Source organism: Acidovorax sp. GW821-FHT10E03 (assembly GCF_059415205.1).
The window spans coordinates 217199-235723 of sequence record NZ_JBWKMU010000014.1 but is presented as its reverse complement, the minus strand read 5'-3'; the positions used below and the strand labels follow the sequence as shown (position 1 = coordinate 235723).

The following is an 18525-nucleotide window of genomic DNA, read 5'->3' as shown; positions in this document are numbered from 1 at the left end:
GCAGCGCCTACGAAGCCACTGCAGATGCCCAGGATGGCGAGTTGCCGGGCCACGTGAGGGAGGTCGATTTCAGGCATCAGTGCACCTTTTCAGAAGTTGGGAGCCAGGAGAAAGGCCCCGAGGGGTCGATGCGGCGCGGTGTGGTGCGCACGCGGATAAAGCTGGTGAAGCCGCCACCTGTGGGCGCGAATTCGGCCTGCAGAAGTTCGCCGGTTTCGGCGTTGATGTAGCCACCACCCGGCGCGGGTTTGAAGTGATCGGCGACGGATGCATTGCCCTGCACATAGGCGGGCCAGAGCACCCAGCGGCGGATGCAGCGGCCCGTAGGGTCCAGGCCCCCTGCCCCATGGATGCGGGCACCGTGCGGGAAGGCGCCAACGTTCTTTGATTCGATCTTGCTGGCGTACTTCATGAGGTACGCCACGGGCGAAGTGGCCTTATCGCGACGGCTCATGCCGTGGGGCCACATGGGCGGATTCCACTGGGTGATGCCCTTGCGGTCCACAGACTTCCAAGGCATGTCACCCTTAGGCGGGGTCAGGCCACCTTCAAGCCAGACGATCACGTGGTAGTGAATGACGCCCCGCTGCTGCAGTTCCGCGACCCACGCATAGCGGACGGTCTTGGAGCCGGTGCGGGCGTAGTGCCACTTGCGCAGGCCATCGAGATAGCGGCTGATGTGCTCGGGGCGCCAGTTGCGGTTGTCACCCGCATAGGTCAGGGTCTGCATCCAGATTTGCTGACGCTTGCTGCCCTGGTTGTGAAGCTGCTTCGCAGCGATTCCCAAACCTTTGCGAAGGCGGGTTACGCGGGATGCCTTGGGGTCGATCGAAATGCAGTTTTCAGACCAATCAACAACTACAGAACCACTTCTGCAAGTTGTTGATACTGAGACAAGCCCGGAGGCGCTGCGCGCCTCCTGATGGGCGCGCTGCTGATCGAAACGCGCGCAGCTACGTGCATGGGCCAGGACAGCAGCGCGGCGCATGCCGGGCGTGCTGTGGGTGCTCAGGAGGTTGGAGACTGCGGCGACCATCAGCACGCCTTCGCCAGCTCAACGAGCCAGGTTGCGAACGCCTCGGGTGTGCGTTCACGTTCTGGACGGCCCATGCGCTCGACGGTGGTAGTGGTCACCGCGTCAGCGAGATACGGAACTTCGGGCACTGGGCCGACGATGTACAAGCAAGTTTTTTTAGGAGCGCGATGACCCCACCAACTTTGCAGGACCGGAACAAGGACGCCGCCGTGTTGATCTCGCATGCCGAAGCCGAGACAGCCAGCTGTTGCCCAAAGGCGCGATGAATAAGGATGCTCAAGCACGCCACCGAACTGGCGGACCTTGTCCATAGCCCAGAGGCTCAATTCCTTTTCGCCAGGTCGTGGCTTAGCCATGTGGGAGAGCTGGCCCCATGCGCGGCATGGAGGGTGATAGACACCAGGTACGCCACCGGGCCAGCTAAGTGCATCGCGGTCAGCGTCGTAGCAGTCACAACCCAATGCTGCGTAGTGGTTGACCTTCCGAACGAAGAGAGCGGCGACCATCAGCAGCCCCAGCCGATGACATGCGCGGCCTGTTCGCGCAGGCGTTCATGGCTGCGCATGAGTTCGGTTTCAAACCATGCGCTGGCCCGTGGTTCGGCTTCCAGGGCCGACACCCAGTTTTTGAGGCAAATCAGGCGCTTGGCCTGATCGCTCATGCGCTGGGGGCGCGGGGTGATGAGGCCAAGGCCGTACATCATTCCGGCGCCGGATTGGCCCTCAATAGCGGTGATCGCCATCAGGCCCCCTCCCCTGCCACTGGCCGACCGTTGGAGGTGTAGATGACGTCCAGGCCGGTGCCTTCGCCGTCATAGGCCAAGGTGACGGACACGCCGTCCACCTTTTCCAAATGCTCGCCCTGCTGCTCAACAAGCAGGGCAAGCAATGCAGACTGCGCGGCCACAAGGCGCGCTGCGTGCATGGCCTGCTGCATGGTCAGGCCGCAGCGGCTGCGCGGGGTGCTGGCTTGATGGGCACGAGGCGGGGCGACACCGCGACGCTGCCGCTACGGTCGATGTAGACCGATTCAGGCGCGAGGGTGTATTCCCCGATGGGGTAGAAGAGTGCCGCGCCCTGCTCGTCCTTTTCCAGGATGATTTCGGTTTTCTCGGGGTACGGGTTTTTCTTGCCGGTCCGGTCGAAGGTGTGGAACCAGACGGTTTGGAAGTTCAGGGAGTAGGGTTTGCCGGATGCTTTGGCGTTGCCGCTTTGGTTGCGGACTTCGGTCGATGTCACCGATACTTGGATCATGTTTGATAACTCCGTAGCTGTATCGAAGTTGATACAGAGCGGGAGTCTCAAGTATCAGAGGTGATACATGGAATCCGTAAGAGCACTTATTGACAAAGCATCTAAAGTATGCGGAAGCGACACTGCGCTTGCCGAAAGGATGGGTATCGAACGCCCCAACCTCTCACTTATGAGAGCAGGAAAACGAGCGATTTCGCCAGCTACAGCGGCTGAACTTGCAGATATCGCTGGCGACGATGCAAGAGAGGCTGCAATCGCAGCGGTGATTGAAAGTGCAAAAGGGACACGCCGTGAAAGCGTGCTGCGTGAGATTCTGGGAAAGGCCATAGCCGCTGGCGTGGCGGGTCTGTTGGTGTTTTCCTACAGCGCAGACTCGATTTCAAATACGGTAGCGCCGATGAAAAAAGCTAATGAAATCAACAGCTTATACATCGTATAAAATCATAAGGGAACCACCAAACCCCGCCAGATCCGTGCCGCCATCAGCCGCTACCATCCCTCTCCATGACCCTCCCCACCACGACCCCATCCACTCCGTCTTCTTCCATCCACTTCGGCCACCAGGGCCGTGTCTGCATCGTCACTGGCGGCGCCCAGGGCATTGGCGAGGCCTGCGTGCGGCGGTTTGCCGCCGAGGGCGCCAAAACGGTCGTCGCGGATGTGGACGATGCGCGCGGCCAGGCGCTGGCGCAGGAACTGGGGGCGCTGTATGTGCGCTGCGATGTGGGCGACAAGACGCAGGTGGATGCGCTCGTGGCCCGGACCCTGGCGGCCCACGGGCGCATCGACGTGCTGGTGAACAACGCGGGCATCTTTCGCGCGGCGGATTTTCTGGACGTGACCGAGGCCGATTTCGATGCCGTGCTGCGGGTCAACCTGAAAGGCTCGTTTCTTGTCGCACAGGCCGTCGCGCGCGCCATGGTGGTCTCGGGCGGCGGCGCCATCGTCAACATGAGCTCGGTCAATGGCGTGCTCACCATCCCCAATATCGCCAGCTACAACGTGAGCAAAGGCGGCGTGAACCAGCTCACGCGCGTGATGGCCCTGGCGCTGGCCGACAAGAATATTCGCGTGAACGCCGTGGCGCCCGGCACCATCGCCACCGAGCTGGCCGCCAAGGCCGTGCTGACCAGCGACGAGGCCAAGCAGAAGATCATGAGCCGCACCCCCATGAAGCGGCTGGGCGAGCCGTCGGAGATTGCCGATGTGGTGGCCTGGCTGGCCAGCGATGCCGCCAGCTATGTGACCGGCGAGATCGTGACCGTGGATGGCGGGCGCATGACGCTGAACTACACCGTTCCGGTCTGACGCGCCGAATTACTATTGAATTGATAGCTGCCAGCGCTTGATGTACAAGCGCTGTCGGCTATTTTTATTCAATTTTCAAGCCTGCGGCATGCGCCGCAGCAGGCCCGCCATGCTGCGCGGCCAGCCGACCGGGCCGAACCAGGCGCCGCCTGCAATCGCCCAGGCGTTGACCACGCCATACAGCACCAGCGCCACGCCCTGTGCGGCAAACACCGCCGCCAAGCCGCCGCCCCAGCGCAGCGCCAGCCAGCCGCCCGTCACCGCCACCGCCAGGCGCGTGATGTTGCCGATGACGGGCCAGAGCAGGCGCCCTGCCCCTTGCGAGGCAAAGTACAGCACCAGGCCCAGGCCGAAAAAGCCGTACACCGGGCCGACGGTGCGCAGATACAGCGCGCCGGCCTCCAGCATGGCCTGATCGCTGTTGAACAAGGACAGCCACGCGTTGGGAAACGCAGCCGCCCACAAGCCAATCGCCTCGGCCATCACAAATGCCATGCCGGCGCCGATCCAGGTGGCGCGCAAGGCCCGCTCACGCTGGCCCGCGCCAATGCTGGTGCCCACCATGGCCACCAGCGGTGCACCCAGGCCGAAGACCAAGGGCACCAGCAGGTATTCCAGGCGCGACGCGGTGCCGTAGCCCGCGATGGCCGCCGTGCCAAAGCTGCCCACCAGCGCCGTGGTGACGCCGATCGCCAGGTTGGTGGCAACGGTGGAGACCGTGCCCACCAGCCCGACCCGCAGGATGTCCTTGAACAGAGTCCAGCGGAACCGGATGTGCGCCAACGATGGCCGCAGCAGGCTGCGCGGCGACCACAAGTAGGCTGCCAGCACCGCGCTGCCAATCAGGTAGTACGCCATCAGCGCGATGGCCCCGCCAGCGATGCCCAGGCCGGGCATGGGGCCCCAGCCAAAGATGAACAGCGGCGACAGCGGCACCAGCACGAAGGCGCCCAGCACCGTCACATACGCTGGCACGGCCATGTTGCCGGTACCCCGGATCACGGCCGACAAGGTGTTGAACAGCCACACCAGAAACGCGCCCGCGAACACCCAGTTGGAATAGACCAGCGCGGCATCCAGCGCGCCGCCCGTGCCGCCCATGCGGGTGTAGAGCCAGCGCCCTCCTCCCACCACGCCCACGGTAAAGACCAGCGAAAACACCGCCGCAATGGCCAGCGCATGCAGCACCAGCGCATCGGCATCGTCCCGCCGCCGGGCTCCCAGGGCGCGGGCGATGGCCGACGCGATGCCGCCGCCCATGGCGCCGGCCGAGGTCATCTGCATCAGCATGACCACCGGGAACACCAGGGCCATGCCCGCCAGCGCATCGGTGCCCAGCTTGCCGACAAAGTAGGTCTCGATCAGCCCGACGCCCGCCTGCGCCAGCATGACCAGCACATTGGGCGCCGCCAGCCGCAGCAGCGTGGGCGCGATCGGCGCCTCCAGCAGCATGCGGGTGCGTGGGTTCAGGGGTTCGGTCACATCAGGCCCCTGCCCCATCGGCCGCAGGCCTGCGCGGCACCACGATGCGCACGGTGGACAGCTGCAGCACATCGCCGTGCTGGTTGCGGGTTTCGCTGCGCACGGTGACCATGCCACGGTCGGGCCTGGATTTGGAGGGCTGGATCTCCAGCACCTCGCTCACCACGTGCAGCACGTCGGTGGCGCGCGTGGGCCGGGGCCAGCTCACCTCGGCGCCGGCGCCGATGATGCCGCCCGCGATCGGCAGGCCGGTGGTGACCTGCAGGCGCATGGTCACGGACGCCGTATGCCAGCCGCTTGCGGCCAGACCGCCGAACAGCGTGGCGCGGGCGGCGGCATCGTCCATGTGAAAGGGTTGCGGGTCGAACTGGGCGGCAAAGGCCTTGATCTGCGCTTCGTCCATGGCGTGTTCGCCGCTTCTGAACTGGTCGCCCACGGTCAGGTCGTCCAGGTACACGGGCTGCATTCCGGTGGGGGCGGATGCGGTGGAAACAGGGTGAGCGGTCATGGCAACAAATGGGGAGATGAGGGGATGGCGGGTGGATGTTGTCGTGGTCAGGCTGCGGCGGGCGCGGGGCGCACCAGGCGGGCTTCGCGGATCGGCAGGTTGACCAGGGCCGCGCCCACGGCCAGCACGATGTCGATGTACCAGACCCAGTCATAGCTGCCGGTGGCCTGGAAGACGGTACCGCCCAGATAGGCACCGAAGAATCCGCCAATCTGGTGCGCCAGCATCACGATGCCAAACAGCATGGCCATGTTGGCCGTGCCGAACATCTTGGCCACCAGCCCCACCGTGGGGGGCACGGTGGAGAGAAACGTCACACCCATCACGGCGGCAAAGACCAGCACCACGGCGGGCGTCTTGGGCGCCAGCAAGAAGATCAGCACCGCCAGGCCGCGCGTGGCATACAGCAGCGACAGCAACGACTTCATGCGCCAGCGCCCCACGGCCCAGCCCATGGCCAGGCTGCCGACAATGTTGAACAAGCCGATCATGGCCAGCGACCATCCGCCGATCTCAGGCGGCAGGCCACATGCGGCGATGACGCCCGGCAGGTGCGTGGCCAGGAACGCCACGTGAAAGCCGCACACCAGAAAGCCCGCCGCCAGATACCGGTAGCTCGGCGTGGCCAGCGCCTGCGCGATGGCCTCGCGCGCCGTCAGTGCCTTCTGGCCGGATGCGGCGGCGGCCTGCGCGGCCAAGGCGTTCGAATTGCCCCGGAGCACCCACACCGCAGGCAGCGCCAGCAGCACCAGCACACCCAGCCACTGCATGGCACTGGCCCAGCCCACCGCGGCGGTCAGGCCAATGGCAATGGGCGCCATCACGAACTGCCCGAACGACCCGCCCGCGTTGACGATGCCGCTGGCCAGCCCGCGCTTGTGGGCGGGTACCAGCCGCGCGGTGGCCGCCATCAGCACCGACGGCCCGGCCATGCCCGCGCCGCCGGCGGCCAACACGCCAATCGCAAAAATCAGCCCGGCCGTGGTGGTCATGTAGGGCGTGATGAAGGTGCCCAGCGCCACCAGCGCCACGCCCAGCAGGATCACGCGGCCCGTGCCGATGCGGTCGGCCACCGCCCCCGCAAACGGCTGGGTCAGGCCCCACCAGAGCTGGCCGAACGCAAAGGCCAGGCTGATGCTGCCAATGCCCAGCGCGGTGGACGTGTTGAGCGCCGACAGGAACAGGCCCATGGTCTGGCGCGTGCCCATGGTGAGGGCGAACGCGCCCGCAGCGGCCAGCAGCACGAGCCACAGCGCGATCGGTGAGCCCGGTGAGCCCGGGGTGGCAGGAGCGGCGGGAGCCGCGAACACGTTGCCGCCGCCCAGGTTGCGGGCAGGTTGGGTGTCATTCGTCATCGCCGTGCTCCTGCTTTTCCTGCATGCTGGCCAGCAAAGCCAGGGAGTCGTCCACCAGCGCATGCAGGGCGTTCACGCGCTCCGCGCCCAGGGTGTCGTTGAGGGACAGCTGCGCCACTTTCCAGCAGCGCTGGGCCTGCGCACGCTTGTCGCGCCCCGCGTCGGTGATGTGCACCAGCCGGCTGCGCGCATCGGCCCCCGCCTCCAGCGTGACCCAGCCGGCATCCACCAGGGGCCGCAGGTTGCGGGTGAGCGTGGAGGCGTCCATCTTCATTTCCACCGCGAGGTCGCCCGGACGGATGGGCCCGAGCTTGAGCACGTGCGACAGCAGCGAGTACTGCGTGGTCTTGAGCCCACACCGGGCCATCTCGGTGTCATAGTGGTGCGCCACGCGCCGCATCAGCTGGCGCAGCTTGAAATTGGTGCAGCCCTGGGGCGGCACGGCGGCAGGCGCGTTTGCGGGGGTGATTTCAGCTTGCATGCGATCAATTGTATCTGCAATAATTGCATATGCAACTAGCCGGCTGGCCCATCAACCCCATTCCCTTCCGAGGTATCGCATGACCCAGAACAACCAACTCGAGCAATGGCTCGCGCAAGAGCGTGAAATCGCAGCCCGCCTGGAGGCCGGCGTGGGCGCGGGGGTCTCGCGCCCCGACCAGGTCGCCGGCCTGAACGGCCTGCAGATGATGCAGGCCATGCTGCGCGGTGAACTGCCCTACCCTCCCATCGCCCGCACGCTGGACTTCCAGCTGATGGAGGTGGGCGAAGGCCTGGCCATCTTCCAGGGAACCCCTGGCGCGGCCCACCTGAACCCCATGGGCACCGTACACGGGGGCTGGTTCGCCACCCTGCTCGACTCGGCCCTGGGCTGCGCCGTGCACACGCGCATGCAGCCGGGGCGCGGCTACACCACGGCCGAGCTGGGCGTGAACCTCGTCAAGGCGCTCACGCCCAAGGTGCAGCGCGTGCGCGCCGAAGGCCGCGTGATCCACTGCGGGCGCCAGCTGGCCACGGCCGAGGCCCGCCTGGTGGGGCCCGACGGCACGCTGTATGCCCACGCCACCACCACCTGCCTGGTTTTTGACATGCCTGCACAATCGAAGGGATGAAATTCCTCCACACGATGCTGCGCGTTGGCAACCTTCAACGCTCGATTGATTTCTATACCCAGGTGCTCGGCATGCAACTGCTGCGCCAGTCCGAGAACCCCGAGTACAAGTACTCGCTGGCCTTCCTGGGCTTTGACGGCGGCAACCCCGGCCAGGCCGAGATCGAGCTGACCTACAACTGGGGCACCGAGAGCTACGAGATGGGCACCGCCTATGGCCACATCGCGCTGGGCGTGCCCGATGCGTACGCCGCGTGCGAGAAGATCAAGGCCTCGGGCGGCAACGTCACGCGCGAAGCGGGTCCCGTCAAGGGCGGCACCACGGTCATCGCGTTTGTGACGGATCCCGATGGCTACAAGATTGAATTGATCCAGCGCGCCGAGGGGACTGGTGGCGCAGGCTTGCGCTAATAATAACTATCAAATATATAGCTGCTGGCGCATGATGGATAAGCGCTAGAGGCAAATTCGAACCCATAAAAAAACCCGGCATTGCCGGGTTTTTTCATGGGGCGACCTGCTGGAGGTCACTGCACAGGGACTAGGCGCCCAGGGCCACTTCCACGCGGCGCGCTTCGGCGTTGCTGCCGGTGGCGGTGGTTTCTTCGGGCTTCTTCAGCTCGATCTTGTCTTCCGCCACGCCCAGGCCCTTGAGCGCATCGCGCACTGCAAAGGCGCGTTGCTTGGCCAGCTCGGCATTCAGGGCGGCGTCGCCCGTGGCATCGTGAAAGCCCGAGATCACGGCCTTCTTGCCTTCGGCCACGCCCTTGACCACGTCGGCCAGGGCTTCGTTGGCGCCTGCGGCAAGGTCGGCCTTGGCGCTGGCAAAGTAGAACTTCACCACGCCGTTTTCCACCCGGACGCTGGCCACGTCAGCGGCGGCGACCACGGCGGGCGCGCTGGCTGCAACGGCCGTGGCGGGCGCGGGCTTGACGGCGCCGGAAGCGCCGACACGCTTGACCACCACGGTGCCCACCACCACGGAGATCACCAGTGCGATCAGGGCGAACAGGAAACCCAGGGCGAAACGTTGTTGGCTATCGTCGTCAGAACTAGACATTGGAGATCCCCGAAGTGATGAAAAAAGAAGGTGTGGCGGCCCTGGAACCTCGCGGCGCAAGTCCCCAGGGCGCTGAAGCAAAGCTTTCGATTGTAGAGTGATCGCATGACGAATCTTCCCGCGCCCCTTCGCGACCCGGCCCCCATGCTGGAGCGCGCGCTCAAGGAATGGGGTGGCCACGACGACCTGTGGATCTTTGGCTACGGCTCGCTCATCTGGCGTCCGGATTTCGACTACGCCGAGCGCCGCGCCGCCAAGGTGCACGGCTGGCACCGGGCGCTCCGGATGTGGAGCCGCATCAACCGCGGCACGCCGGAATGCCCGGGCCTGGTGTTCGGCATGCTGTCGGGCGGCAGCTGCCGGGGCATGGTCTTCCGCGTGGACAAGGCGCATGCCCGGCAGGTGCTCATCAACCTGTGGCAGCGCGAGATGGTCACGGCCGTGTACGACCCGCGCTGGCTGCCCTGCCGCACGCCCCAGGGGACCGTGTCCGCGCTCGCTTTCACTTTGTCACGAAAAAGCCCCAACCACACGGGGGAGCTGCCCGACGACGAGTACCGCCGCATCTTCGCGCAGGCCTGCGGCCGTTTTGGCACCACGCGCGACTATGCCCAGGCCACGTACGAGGAACTGCGCAAACACGGCATCCACGACCGCGCGCTCGCCAGGCTGCTTGCGCTGACCCACAAATAGTGCACACTTTTGGCGGGCGAACCTGCTCCCTGTCTTGCACCAGCGCGCAGGGCGTCCGCATGATGCACCGTCTCTTAACGTTCAAGGAGTATTTGATGAAGCAAAGGAATCGTTGGGCCTTCGGGCTCTCGTCCATCGCCGTGCTGGCCCTGGCGGGCTGCGCCGCCTATTCGTCGGGCCCGTCTGCCACGGCCAAGCTGGAGCCCACGCGCGGCAGCACCACCTCGGGCACGGTGGCGTTTGCCCAGTCCGGCGACGTGGTGAAGGTGTCGGGCGAGGTCCGCGGGCTCAAGCCGGGCGCCGAACACGGTTTCCATATCCATGAAAAGGGCGACTGCTCCAGCGGCGACGGCATGAGCGCCGGCGGCCACTTCAACCCGGGCGGCAAGCCGCACGGCCACCACGGCGCGGGCGAGCACCACACGGGTGACCTGCCCAGCCTGAAGGCGGATGCCAACGGCGTGGCCACCTTCAGCTTCGAGTCGCGCACGATCCGCGTGGGCAGCACGGCCAACGACATCGTGGGCAAGGGCCTGATCGTGCACCGCGACCCCGACGACTACAAGACCCAGCCCACGGGCAACGCCGGCCCGCGCCTGGCCTGCGCGGTCATCGCAGCGAAGTAGAGACCGCTGAAAAAGGAAAAGACGGCGCGCCGGCAGGGCGCGTCCGGCACACGACCCGCTCGCCGCGACCTCGGCCAGCGGGTCGTTTCCTTTGCGGGTGTCAGGCCCGGCGCGCGGCCAGGATGCGCTCGGCCCGCGCGAGGTCCTGCACCGTGTCGATGTCCGTCACCGTGCCTTCGTCCTGCACGTCCACGGTCCGGACCCCGCCCCGCAGCGCCTGCTGGCGCACCACGCCGGCAGCGCCCTGTTCGCCGGAGAGCGCCAGCAGATCCGGCAGGCACGGCGCGGCAAAAGCCACCGGATGGCCGCGCTCTCCGTGGAACAGCGGAATGGCCACCGCGCAGCGCCCCAGGGCCGCCGCCATGGTGCGCAGCGTCGCGGGCTGGACCAGCGGCAGGTCGCCGGGCAGCACCAGCCAGCCGCCCGCCCCCGCCGTGGCGCGCACGGCCGCCGCGATCGAATCGCCCATGCCTGGATGGCCCGCGTCCTCGAGGTGCCAGGCGAGCCCGCTGGCACGCACGGCGTTCAGGGTGTGCTCCAGCACCGGCAGCCCGGCCAGCAGCGCGCGCAGCTTGTGCACCTGGCCGCCGGAGGCCGCGAAACGCGCGCCCCGGCCGGAGGCCAGCACCAGCACGACGGGCACCGGCGGCCCGTCCGGTTTCATGGGGGGTGTATCGGCGAGGTGCGGGGTGGACATCGCCAGCATGCTACGGCAACGCGGCCGCCGCGCGCCTCAGGCCAGCGTGTAGCCGCCGTCCACCACCAGGTGGTGGCTGCGGATGAAGCTGGCGGCGCCCGACAGCTGGAACAGCACTGGCGCCGCCATCTCGTGCACCAGCAGGGCGCGTGCCGGTGATGGCATGCCCCCTCCTTCCCTGCCCTCCCCGGGCGCCAACGCCGTCAGGCGAGCTTGAACGGCAGCTCGCGCGGGGTCTTGCCCGTGAGTTGCGCGATGGCGTTGGCGAACGCCGGCGCCAGCGGTGGCAGGCCGGGCTCGCCCATGCCCTTGGGTGGGTCGGCACTGGGCACGATGTGCACCGTCACCTGCGGCATGTCGGTGATGCGCGGCACGGCAAAGTCGCCAAAATTGCTCTGCTCCACCACACCGTCCTTGAGCGTGATGGCGCCGCCGGGCAGGCACATCGACAGGCCCATCAGCGCCGCGCCCTGCACCTGGGCTTCCACGCTCTTGGGGTTGACCGCCAGGTTGCAGTGCACGCCGGCCGTGATCGTGTGCAGCTTGGGCGTGCCGTCCTTGACGGAGGCCTCGACCACATAGGCGACCACCGACTCGAACGATTCATGCACCGCCACGCCCCAGGCGCGGCCGGCCGCCAGCTTCTTCCTGCCGTAGCCCGACTGGGCCACGGCCAGCTGCAGCGCGGCCTTGTGGCGCGGGTGCTTGTCGCCCATCAGGGCCATGCGGTAGGCCACGGGGTCTTGCTTCGTGGTGCGCGCCACTTCGTCGATGAGGGTTTCCATGGCGTAGGCCGTGTGGGTGGAGCCCACGCTGCGCCACCACAGCACGGGCACGTTCACGTCGGGGTGGTGCACCGACAGCTTCATGGGCACGTTGTACGGCTCGCCCATGCCCTCGGTGGTCGTGGCGTCGATGCCGTTCTTGACCATGAAGGCCTCGAACGGTGAGCCCTTGGTGATGGACTGGCCCACGATGGTGTGGTCCCACGCCAGGATCTTGCCCTGTGCGTCGAACCCGATCTCGGCGCGGTGCACGTGCATGGGACGGTAGTAGCCGCCCTTGATGTCGTCCTCGCGGCTCCACAGGGTGCGCACCGGCGCGGTGATGCCCGCCGTGCGCGCCGCCTTGGCCACGCCGCAGGCCTCCACCACGTAGTCGCTGGTGGGGATGGCGCGGCGGCCAAAGCCGCCACCGGCCATCTGCGTGTTCACCTTGATGTTCTGCGGCTGCAGGCCCAGCGTTTTGGCGGCGGCCATGGCGTCCAGGCCGGGCATCTGCGTGCCCATCCACAGCTCGGCCTTATCGCCATCGAGCTTCACCGTGCAGTTGAGCGGTTCCATGGGCGCGTGCGCCAGATACGGGAAGACGAACTCGGCGCTGATCTTGTGGGCCGCACCCGCCAGCGGCGCCATGTCGGCCTGCATGGCCACGTTGCCGGGCTTGGCGGCCAGCTCGCGGTACTGCGCCAGCAGTGCCGTGGTGTCGGGCTTGCCCACCGCGCTGGTGTCCCATTCCACCTTCAGCGCATCGCGCCCTTGCTTGGCGGGCCAGTAACCATCGGCCACGATGGCCACGCCCTCGCCGCCCCGGTCGGTGGGCACGCGCAGCACGGCCTTCACGCCCTTGATGGCCTTGGCGGCGCTGTCGTCCAGCGACTTCAGCTTGGCGCCGAACACGGGCGGGCGGGCCACCACGGCCGTCAGCATGCCAGGCAAGCGCACGTCAATGCCGTAGTCCTGCTGGCCGCTCGATTTGGCCTTGGCATCGAGCCGGCCCGTGGGCTTGCCGATGAGGCGGAACTGCTTGGGGTCCTTCAGGGTGACCTTTTCGGGCACGGGCTGCTTCATGGCCGCTTCGGCCAGAGCGCCGTAGCCCAGCTTCTTGCCGCCAGGGCCGACGACGAAGCCATTGCTGGTGCGCAGTGCCGAGGCATCCACGCCCCACTGCGCCGCGGCGGCCGAGACCAGCATGGCGCGGGTGCGGGCGCCCAGCTCGCGGTACTGGGTGTACGAGTTCTTGATGGAGTTGGAGCCGCCCGTGAGGTGCATGCCCATCATCGGGTCGGCATAGGCCTGGTTGGCATCGCCGTGCACGCTGCGCACCTTGCTCCAGTCGGCGTCCAGCTCCTCGGCCAGGATCATGGGCAGGCCGGTCTGCACGCCCTGGCCAAAGTCCAGGCGGTTGATGGTGACGGTGACCGTGCCATCGGCGTCGATGCGGACAAAGGCTGAAGGCTGCTCGAACGGCTTGAGGCCTGCGGGTGCGGCGGCGGCCCCGGCGCCCTGCGCTGTGGCCACCAGCGGAAACGCGCCCAGGGCAAAGCCCGAAGCCGCCGACACCTTGAGGAAGGTGCGCCGTGCGAGACCTCCGATGCCTTCCATTGCATCGTTTACTCCTGAATTGGTAGCTGCTTGCGCTTTATCCATAAGCGCCAGAAGGTGTTTTGGCATGAAAACATGGGCCTGGCCCTGCAGGGCCTGTGCGTCGAAGTGCATGGTGTTCTCCTTCAATCAAGCCAGGGTCTTGGCAGCGTCATGGATGGCCGCGCGAATGCGCACATAGGTGCCGCAGCGGCACACATTGCCCGACATGGCGGCGTCGATGTCGGCGTCGCTCGGCTTCTTCTTGCCCTTGAGCAAGGCGGTGGCGCTCATGATCTGGCCGCTCTGGCAGTAGCCGCATTGCGCCACGTCGTGTTTCACCCAGGCGGCGTGCACGGCCTTGCCCACCTTGTCGCTGGCCGTGACGGCCTCGATGGTGGTGATCTTCTGCCCCGCAGCGGCCGAGATCGGCGTGATGCACGAGCGCACCGGCGCGCCGTTCAGGTGCACCGTGCAGGCCCCGCACAAGGCCTGGCCGCAGCCGAACTTGGTGCCGGTCATACCCAGCGTGTCGCGCAGGGCCCAGAGGATGGGGGTGGATTCATCGGCATCCACAGCCGTGTTTTTGCCATTGATGTTGAGGGTGGGCATCGCGGGGTTCTCCGTGGGGAAGGTGTTGTTGTGTTGCGGGCGCGGTCAAGGAGACAGGGGGCGGCGTCAGCGACGCCATCGGCCATGAAGGGGTTGGAGCGTGGTGCGTGGCATTTTTAAGAGAATATAAATTCGATTAAAAGATCAACCCCGGGCGGCAAAAAAGCATCGCTGTCTCCCGCTCAGGCCTTCAAGGCGTCCCAGCACAGGCCAAAAGCCATCTGGTGCACGGCGTCTTCGTCGGGCAGCACCTTGGTGCGGATCAGGTTGCCCGTCTCGCGCACCGACCCCACCAGGCTGGCCGTGAGCAGCGGGATCGGCACGGCCTTCAATATTTCTTGCTGCTGGCCCTCTTCCATCAACGCAAAAAAACCGGCCATCAGGCGGGTCGAGAATTCGCGGTTCCCATCGGTGAACCAGGGCGAGTTGTAGTACTGCTCCTGGAACACCACTTCGGCATACTGGTCCAGCCGGTGCCGCAGCAGGTTGCCCCAAGCACGCCGCACGCGGGCTCGGTAGGGCATGCCGGGCGCGATGCCTTCCATGATGCGCGCGGCCGTGACCGTCTTGGCATCCTGGTAGAGCTGGCTGATGAGTTCATCCTTGGACGGGTAATACACATACAGCGTGCTGGTGGCAATGCCCGCCGCGCGGGCGATGTCGGCCAGGGTCAGGCCGCTCAGGCCTGTCTGGGCCACCAGCTCGAAGGTGGCCTGGGCAATGGCGCGCTGTTTTTCGTCGTCTTTGGGTTTCATCGGTGTGCCAATATAAGCGAATATCCATTCGGCAACAACCGGGGCCACGGAAGGCCCCGCGACGCCACAAAACCGGCGTGCACAATCGTGCCCATGACCACCTCCATCGCCGACCTTCGCAAGAGCTACGAGCGCGCCGAACTCAACGAAGACGCCTCGCACGCCGCCCCCCTGCAGCAGTTTGACCAGTGGCTCCAGGAAGCCATCAGCGCCGAAGTGCCCGAGCCCAACGCCATGACCCTGGCCACCGTGGGCAGCGACCTGCGCCCCAGCACCCGCATCGTGCTCATCAAGGGCTACGACGAGCGCGGCATCGTCTGGTTCACCAACTATGACAGCCGCAAGGGCCGCCAGATCGCGGGCAATCCCTATGCGGCCGTGCAGTTCCACTGGGTGGAGCTGGAACGCGTGGTGCGCATCGAAGGCATTGTGGAGAAAGTCAGCGACGAAGAAAGCGACGCGTATTTCAACAGCCGTCCGCTCGACTCGCGCATCGGCGCCTGGGCCAGCCCGCAAAGCCAGGTGATCTCCGGCCGGGGCGTGCTGGTGGCCAATGCCGCCAGGTACGGCGCGCAGTTCTTGCTGAAACCACCCCGCCCGCCGCACTGGGGCGGGTACCGCCTGAAGCCGGACCAGTGGGAGTTCTGGCAGGGGCGCAAGAGCCGCCTGCATGACCGGCTGCGGTATCGGATGGATGCGGGGGAGTGGGTGCGGGAGCGCCTGGCGCCCTGAACGTTTCCTGCCCGGCGGCACCAGCACCGACAAGGAGCAGCATGTTTTCGCACATCTTCGTGGGCGTGACGGATTTCGACCGCGCCCTGGCCTTCTACCAGCCGCTGATGGCTGCCCTGGGCGTCGCGCAGCGCTTTGTAGACCCATCCCGCCCCTGGGCCGGCTGGCAGAGCAGCCCCGACCCCCGCCCCCTCTTTCTCATCGGCATCCCCTTTGAAGGCGCGCACGCGCCGGGCAATGGCCAGATGACGGCTTTTGCCGCCCGCAGCCGCGCGCAGGTGGATGCCGTGCACGCCGCGGCCTTGGCCCACGGCGGCCATTGCGACGGCCCGCCGGGCCTGCGCCCGCAGTACCACGCCCACTACTACGGCGCGTATTTCCGGGATCCCGACGGCAACAAGCTCTGCGTGGCCTGCCACGTCCCCGGGGACGCCTGAGCCACCGCGCCCGATCGCCTTCGCAGGCCGCGTCTACGGCGCTGCCACCACCCAGCGCGTCACCGCCAGAATCACCACCGGCATCGTCACCAGGCCCAGCGCGGTGGACACCGCCACGCTCGCCGTCACCTCGTCCTCGGCCACGCCATAGCGCTGCGCGAACAGAAACACGTTGGCGCCCACGGGCAGCGAGGCCGCCACGATCATCACGGCCAGCGGCAGGCCCGACAGGCCCAGCGCCCAGCCCAGCGCGGCCAGCACGAGGGGGTGCGCCACGCACTTGACCAGGGCGATGCGCATCGCGGCCCTGAAATGGCGTCCCACCCTGGTGAAGGCGAGCGTCACGCCCACCAGCAGCAGCGCGATGGGCCCCAGGGCCTGGCCCAGCAGCAGCAGGGGCTTGTCCACCACCTGCGGCACCACCAGCCCGGTCTGCGCGAACAGCAGGCCCGCGATGATGGGCAGCGGCACGGGGTGCACGATGCCGTTGCGCATGGCCTGCAGCACCGTGCGCCACAGGGGCTGGTGCGCCCCGCCACCGCCGCCGTCCGCGGCCGCATGCTCGCGCGCCGCCGCGAGTTCGAACACCACGGTGGCGGCGGTCAGCAGGATCAGCGAGTGCACCGAGATCAGCGTGAACAGCGTGACCAGGCCCGCGTCGCCAAACACCAGGCCCACCAGCGGCACGCCGATCATGAGCGTGTTGCTGAAGGTGTTGGCCAGGGCCCGCGCCGCCGCCAGGGTGTTGAAGCCCTGCAGCGCCAGCGTGGCCGCATACACGATGCCAAACGCCACGAAGTAGATGCCCACGGGGCCGAAGTCGAGGTCCTGGATGCGCACCGTGCTCATGGTGCGGAACAGCAGCGCGGGCGTGAGCACCATGAACACCAGGTTGGCCAGGTCCTTCACCGCGGCAGCCCGTATCCAGCCGCGCTGCCCCACGTAGAAGCCGAGGGCGATGAACAGGATGACGGGGATCAGCGAGGTGAAGACGGCGGAGTTCAAGATCAGAAACCAACGACGGACAGGTGGGCGCGTATTGTGCGCCTGGCCGGCGGGGCCCTGGCTCCGGGATGCTATATTTTCGATAGCTGGTGGCGCAAGTGGATACAGCGCCGGATGGCATTTTGGCCTGATTCAATGCGCGAGCAAGGCAGCGTCCGTCTGCGCGGACCCGCCCGCCGGGCCTGGCGCCCTCCTGTATTCTGGAACACCGCCCTGCCCCCTGCGTCCATGAAGTTCGCCGCCTTCTTCCGCAACCTGAACCTCGGCCATGGCCATGCACCGTCGCGCATGGCGCTGGAAAGCGCGTTCTTGCAAGCTGGCGCCGATGAGGCCGCCTCGTTCCAGACCAATGGCACGGTCGCCTTCAGCGCGCGCGGCGTGCGACCCGCGCAGGGCATTGTCCGCACGGTGCAGCGGTCGCTGCGCGGCGGCCATGGATTCGATGAACCCGTGTTTCTGCGCAGCATGGCCTATCTGCACACGCTGCTGGCGCGCGATCCGTTCGAGGGCATGGCCAAGGCGCCGCCCATCTACGACTTCTACGTGACCTTCCTGCACGACGGCGCGAAGCTGCTGCCCCCGCTGCCCACCTGCAATGCCCGCGAGGACGTGCGCGTGCTGCTCTACACCGGCTCCGAGGCCCTGTCGTACAACCACCTTGTCGGCAAGACCATGGGAAACCCGAACGTCTTTGCCGAGCAGCAGCTCGGCCTGCCGGCCACCACGCGCACCTGGGGCACGGTGGCCCGGCTGGTGCGCAAGCACGGCTGACAAGGCCAGGAGCCCGCGCCCGCGCTCAGGCCCTTGCCGGCCCTTCGCCCGTGTGCGGCGGGCCGCGCGGCGACAGCAGCTGCAGCACGCCCTCCAGCCCCTGCACCTGGTGGTCGGCCAGCTCCCAGGGCCGCACGCCGGGCCGCACGGTCTGCACGGTGGTGGCCCCCAGCGCGCGCCCGGCCGCGAGTTCGGACAAGGGGTTGTCGCCGATCACCAGCGCGTGCCGGGGTGCGCAGCCTTCGCGCGCCAGGATCTGCTCGAAAATCGGCTGCTTGCCGTGCGGTGCGCCATCGCTCGCGGGGCGGTCGTCTACCGCATCGATGAACACCTGTTCAAACCAGGGCCGGATGCCCAGGGCGTCGATCTTGCTGTCCTGCAGGCGCCGAAAGCCGCTGGTGACCAGGTAGCGCCGCAGGGGAATGCGCGGCAGCAGGCCGATGTCGGGGTAGCCGTGCAGCGGGGCGCGCACCTGCAATTGGCTGAACTGCCGCCAGCCCGCCGCGCGCATGGCCGGGGTGAAGCGGTAGCGCTCGGCCACCAGGTCAAACGCCGTGAACCAGCATTGGTACAGGGCCTGCTCCAGCATGGCGGGGGCCAGCGCCCCCTGGTTGGCCTGCCGGATGGCCTCGAACGCGGGCTCGAACAGCGGCCCCACGGCCCGTGCGTCGAGCAGGCAGTTGTCCAGATCGAAAATCGCTACGGCGCAGTGCTCCATCGT

Annotated in this window: 26 protein-coding genes; 9 read left to right on the top strand and 17 right to left on the bottom strand. The window is 67.0% G+C overall.

The genetic code is table 11. From position 1 onward, the window contains the following. Nucleotides 1–76 precede the first annotated feature (76 nt). The 5 genes from AC07OD_RS23810 to AC07OD_RS23790 all read right to left on the bottom strand — a co-directional run bounded on the left by AC07OD_RS23810 (nucleotide 77) and on the right by AC07OD_RS23790 (nucleotide 2289). A complete protein-coding gene (locus AC07OD_RS23810; RefSeq protein WP_494598202.1) occupies nucleotides 77–1036 on the bottom strand; it encodes a rolling circle replication-associated protein in 960 nt (319 codons plus the stop codon). Then, nucleotides 1036–1347 (bottom strand): hypothetical protein, encoded by a 312-nt coding sequence (locus tag AC07OD_RS23805; protein ID WP_494598201.1) that lies wholly within the window; start codon nucleotides 1345–1347, stop codon nucleotides 1036–1038. The genes AC07OD_RS23810 and AC07OD_RS23805 overlap by 1 nt, the downstream gene beginning before the upstream one ends. 194 nt (nucleotides 1348–1541) lie before the next feature. Beyond that, a complete protein-coding gene (locus AC07OD_RS23800) occupies nucleotides 1542–1778 on the bottom strand; it encodes a hypothetical protein (RefSeq protein WP_494598200.1) in 237 nt (78 codons plus the stop codon). After that, the gene (locus tag AC07OD_RS23795; RefSeq protein WP_494598199.1) at nucleotides 1778–1972 is read right to left on the bottom strand and encodes a hypothetical protein; all 195 of its coding nucleotides are present in this window, start codon (nucleotides 1970–1972) and stop codon (nucleotides 1778–1780) included. The genes AC07OD_RS23800 and AC07OD_RS23795 overlap by 1 nt, the downstream gene beginning before the upstream one ends. Nucleotides 1973–1974: 2 nt before the next feature. Beyond that, nucleotides 1975–2289, bottom strand: a complete 315-nt coding sequence (locus AC07OD_RS23790; protein ID WP_494598198.1) for a single-stranded DNA-binding protein — start codon at nucleotides 2287–2289, stop codon at nucleotides 1975–1977. A 67-nt stretch (nucleotides 2290–2356) separates the two neighbouring features. Here AC07OD_RS23790 and AC07OD_RS23785 point away from each other — a divergent pair, with 67 nt between their 5' ends. Both AC07OD_RS23785 and AC07OD_RS23780 read left to right on the top strand, forming a co-directional pair. Then, complete coding sequence (locus AC07OD_RS23785) at nucleotides 2357–2728, top strand: hypothetical protein (protein ID WP_494598197.1); 372 nt, start codon at nucleotides 2357–2359, stop codon at nucleotides 2726–2728. A gap of 65 nt (nucleotides 2729–2793) precedes the next feature. Then, the gene (locus AC07OD_RS23780; protein ID WP_369642463.1) at nucleotides 2794–3597 is read left to right on the top strand and encodes an SDR family NAD(P)-dependent oxidoreductase; all 804 of its coding nucleotides are present in this window, start codon (nucleotides 2794–2796) and stop codon (nucleotides 3595–3597) included. 75 nt (nucleotides 3598–3672) lie between these two features. Here AC07OD_RS23780 and AC07OD_RS23775 read toward each other — a convergent pair whose 3' ends face one another. Genes AC07OD_RS23775 through AC07OD_RS23760 form a run of 4 tightly spaced genes read right to left on the bottom strand, consistent with a single transcriptional unit; the run spans nucleotide 3673 to nucleotide 7423 of the window. Beyond that, nucleotides 3673–5097 carry an MATE family efflux transporter gene (locus tag AC07OD_RS23775; RefSeq protein ID WP_494598196.1) on the bottom strand — a complete coding sequence of 475 codons (1425 nt, stop codon included), beginning with the start codon at nucleotides 5095–5097 and terminating at the stop codon, nucleotides 3673–3675. After that, nucleotides 5081–5587 carry a MaoC family dehydratase gene (locus tag AC07OD_RS23770; RefSeq protein WP_218295012.1) on the bottom strand — a complete coding sequence of 169 codons (507 nt, stop codon included), beginning with the start codon at nucleotides 5585–5587 and terminating at the stop codon, nucleotides 5081–5083. Before AC07OD_RS23770 ends, AC07OD_RS23775 begins: the two co-directional genes overlap by 17 nt. Before the next feature lie 47 nt (nucleotides 5588–5634). Continuing rightward, nucleotides 5635–6942, bottom strand: a complete 1308-nt coding sequence (locus AC07OD_RS23765) for an MFS transporter (RefSeq protein WP_494598195.1) — start codon at nucleotides 6940–6942, stop codon at nucleotides 5635–5637. After that, the gene (locus AC07OD_RS23760) at nucleotides 6932–7423 is read right to left on the bottom strand and encodes a MarR family winged helix-turn-helix transcriptional regulator (protein ID WP_218295013.1); all 492 of its coding nucleotides are present in this window, start codon (nucleotides 7421–7423) and stop codon (nucleotides 6932–6934) included. The genes AC07OD_RS23765 and AC07OD_RS23760 overlap by 11 nt, the downstream gene beginning before the upstream one ends. A gap of 79 nt (nucleotides 7424–7502) precedes the next feature. Between AC07OD_RS23760 and AC07OD_RS23755 the strand changes: the two genes are divergently transcribed. Together AC07OD_RS23755 and gloA are read left to right on the top strand one after the other, a co-directional pair. After that, nucleotides 7503–8054 carry a PaaI family thioesterase gene (locus tag AC07OD_RS23755; protein WP_218295014.1) on the top strand — a complete coding sequence of 184 codons (552 nt, stop codon included), beginning with the start codon at nucleotides 7503–7505 and terminating at the stop codon, nucleotides 8052–8054. Then, a complete protein-coding gene (gene gloA / locus AC07OD_RS23750) occupies nucleotides 8051–8464 on the top strand; it encodes a lactoylglutathione lyase (protein WP_010458830.1) in 414 nt (137 codons plus the stop codon). The genes AC07OD_RS23755 and gloA overlap by 4 nt, the downstream gene beginning before the upstream one ends. A 130-nt stretch (nucleotides 8465–8594) precedes the next feature. On the opposite strand, the gene AC07OD_RS23745 is transcribed toward gloA, so the two are convergent. Then, nucleotides 8595–9113, bottom strand: a complete 519-nt coding sequence (locus AC07OD_RS23745) for an OmpA family protein (protein ID WP_218338581.1) — start codon at nucleotides 9111–9113, stop codon at nucleotides 8595–8597. 105 nt (nucleotides 9114–9218) lie between these two features. Between AC07OD_RS23745 and AC07OD_RS23740 the strand changes: the two genes are divergently transcribed. Together AC07OD_RS23740 and AC07OD_RS23735 are read left to right on the top strand one after the other, a co-directional pair. Beyond that, nucleotides 9219–9806, top strand: a complete 588-nt coding sequence (locus AC07OD_RS23740) for a gamma-glutamylcyclotransferase (protein ID WP_218295016.1) — start codon at nucleotides 9219–9221, stop codon at nucleotides 9804–9806. Nucleotides 9807–9901: 95 nt separating this feature from the next. After that, on the top strand, nucleotides 9902–10432 hold the full coding sequence (locus tag AC07OD_RS23735) for a superoxide dismutase family protein (protein ID WP_218295017.1): 531 nt from the start codon (nucleotides 9902–9904) through the stop codon (nucleotides 10430–10432). A 100-nt stretch (nucleotides 10433–10532) separates the two neighbouring features. On the opposite strand, the gene AC07OD_RS23730 is transcribed toward AC07OD_RS23735, so the two are convergent. From AC07OD_RS23730 to AC07OD_RS23710, 5 genes are all read right to left on the bottom strand, one after another. Beyond that, nucleotides 10533–11129, bottom strand: a complete 597-nt coding sequence (locus AC07OD_RS23730) for a nucleotidyltransferase family protein (RefSeq protein ID WP_255594655.1) — start codon at nucleotides 11127–11129, stop codon at nucleotides 10533–10535. 36 nt (nucleotides 11130–11165) lie between these two features. After that, the gene (locus AC07OD_RS23725) at nucleotides 11166–11294 is read right to left on the bottom strand and encodes a hypothetical protein (protein ID WP_492245961.1); all 129 of its coding nucleotides are present in this window, start codon (nucleotides 11292–11294) and stop codon (nucleotides 11166–11168) included. Between the two features lie 38 nt (nucleotides 11295–11332). Then, nucleotides 11333–13627, bottom strand: a complete 2295-nt coding sequence (locus tag AC07OD_RS23720; RefSeq protein ID WP_494598194.1) for a xanthine dehydrogenase family protein molybdopterin-binding subunit — start codon at nucleotides 13625–13627, stop codon at nucleotides 11333–11335. A gap of 15 nt (nucleotides 13628–13642) precedes the next feature. Continuing rightward, a complete protein-coding gene (locus tag AC07OD_RS23715) occupies nucleotides 13643–14104 on the bottom strand; it encodes a (2Fe-2S)-binding protein (protein ID WP_218338584.1) in 462 nt (153 codons plus the stop codon). A gap of 182 nt (nucleotides 14105–14286) precedes the next feature. Beyond that, a complete protein-coding gene (locus tag AC07OD_RS23710; protein ID WP_369642458.1) occupies nucleotides 14287–14859 on the bottom strand; it encodes a TetR/AcrR family transcriptional regulator in 573 nt (190 codons plus the stop codon). A gap of 93 nt (nucleotides 14860–14952) precedes the next feature. On the opposite strand from AC07OD_RS23710, the gene pdxH reads away from it, so the two are divergent. Both pdxH and AC07OD_RS23700 read left to right on the top strand, forming a co-directional pair. Next, nucleotides 14953–15591, top strand: a complete 639-nt coding sequence (pdxH, locus tag AC07OD_RS23705; protein ID WP_492245959.1) for a pyridoxamine 5'-phosphate oxidase — start codon at nucleotides 14953–14955, stop codon at nucleotides 15589–15591. 41 nt (nucleotides 15592–15632) lie between these two features. Beyond that, complete coding sequence (locus AC07OD_RS23700; RefSeq protein WP_492253211.1) at nucleotides 15633–16028, top strand: VOC family protein; 396 nt, start codon at nucleotides 15633–15635, stop codon at nucleotides 16026–16028. 33 nt (nucleotides 16029–16061) lie between these two features. Here AC07OD_RS23700 and AC07OD_RS23695 read toward each other — a convergent pair whose 3' ends face one another. Beyond that, complete coding sequence (locus AC07OD_RS23695; RefSeq protein ID WP_369642456.1) at nucleotides 16062–17033, bottom strand: AEC family transporter; 972 nt, start codon at nucleotides 17031–17033, stop codon at nucleotides 16062–16064. Nucleotides 17034–17261: 228 nt separating this feature from the next. Here AC07OD_RS23695 and AC07OD_RS23690 point away from each other — a divergent pair, with 228 nt between their 5' ends. Continuing rightward, nucleotides 17262–17804, top strand: a complete 543-nt coding sequence (locus AC07OD_RS23690; protein WP_492245956.1) for a DUF1697 domain-containing protein — start codon at nucleotides 17262–17264, stop codon at nucleotides 17802–17804. 25 nt (nucleotides 17805–17829) lie between these two features. Here AC07OD_RS23690 and AC07OD_RS23685 read toward each other — a convergent pair whose 3' ends face one another. Further along, nucleotides 17830–18522 (bottom strand): HAD family hydrolase, encoded by a 693-nt coding sequence (locus tag AC07OD_RS23685; RefSeq protein ID WP_494598193.1) that lies wholly within the window; start codon nucleotides 18520–18522, stop codon nucleotides 17830–17832. Between the last annotated feature and the right edge of the window lie 3 nt (nucleotides 18523–18525).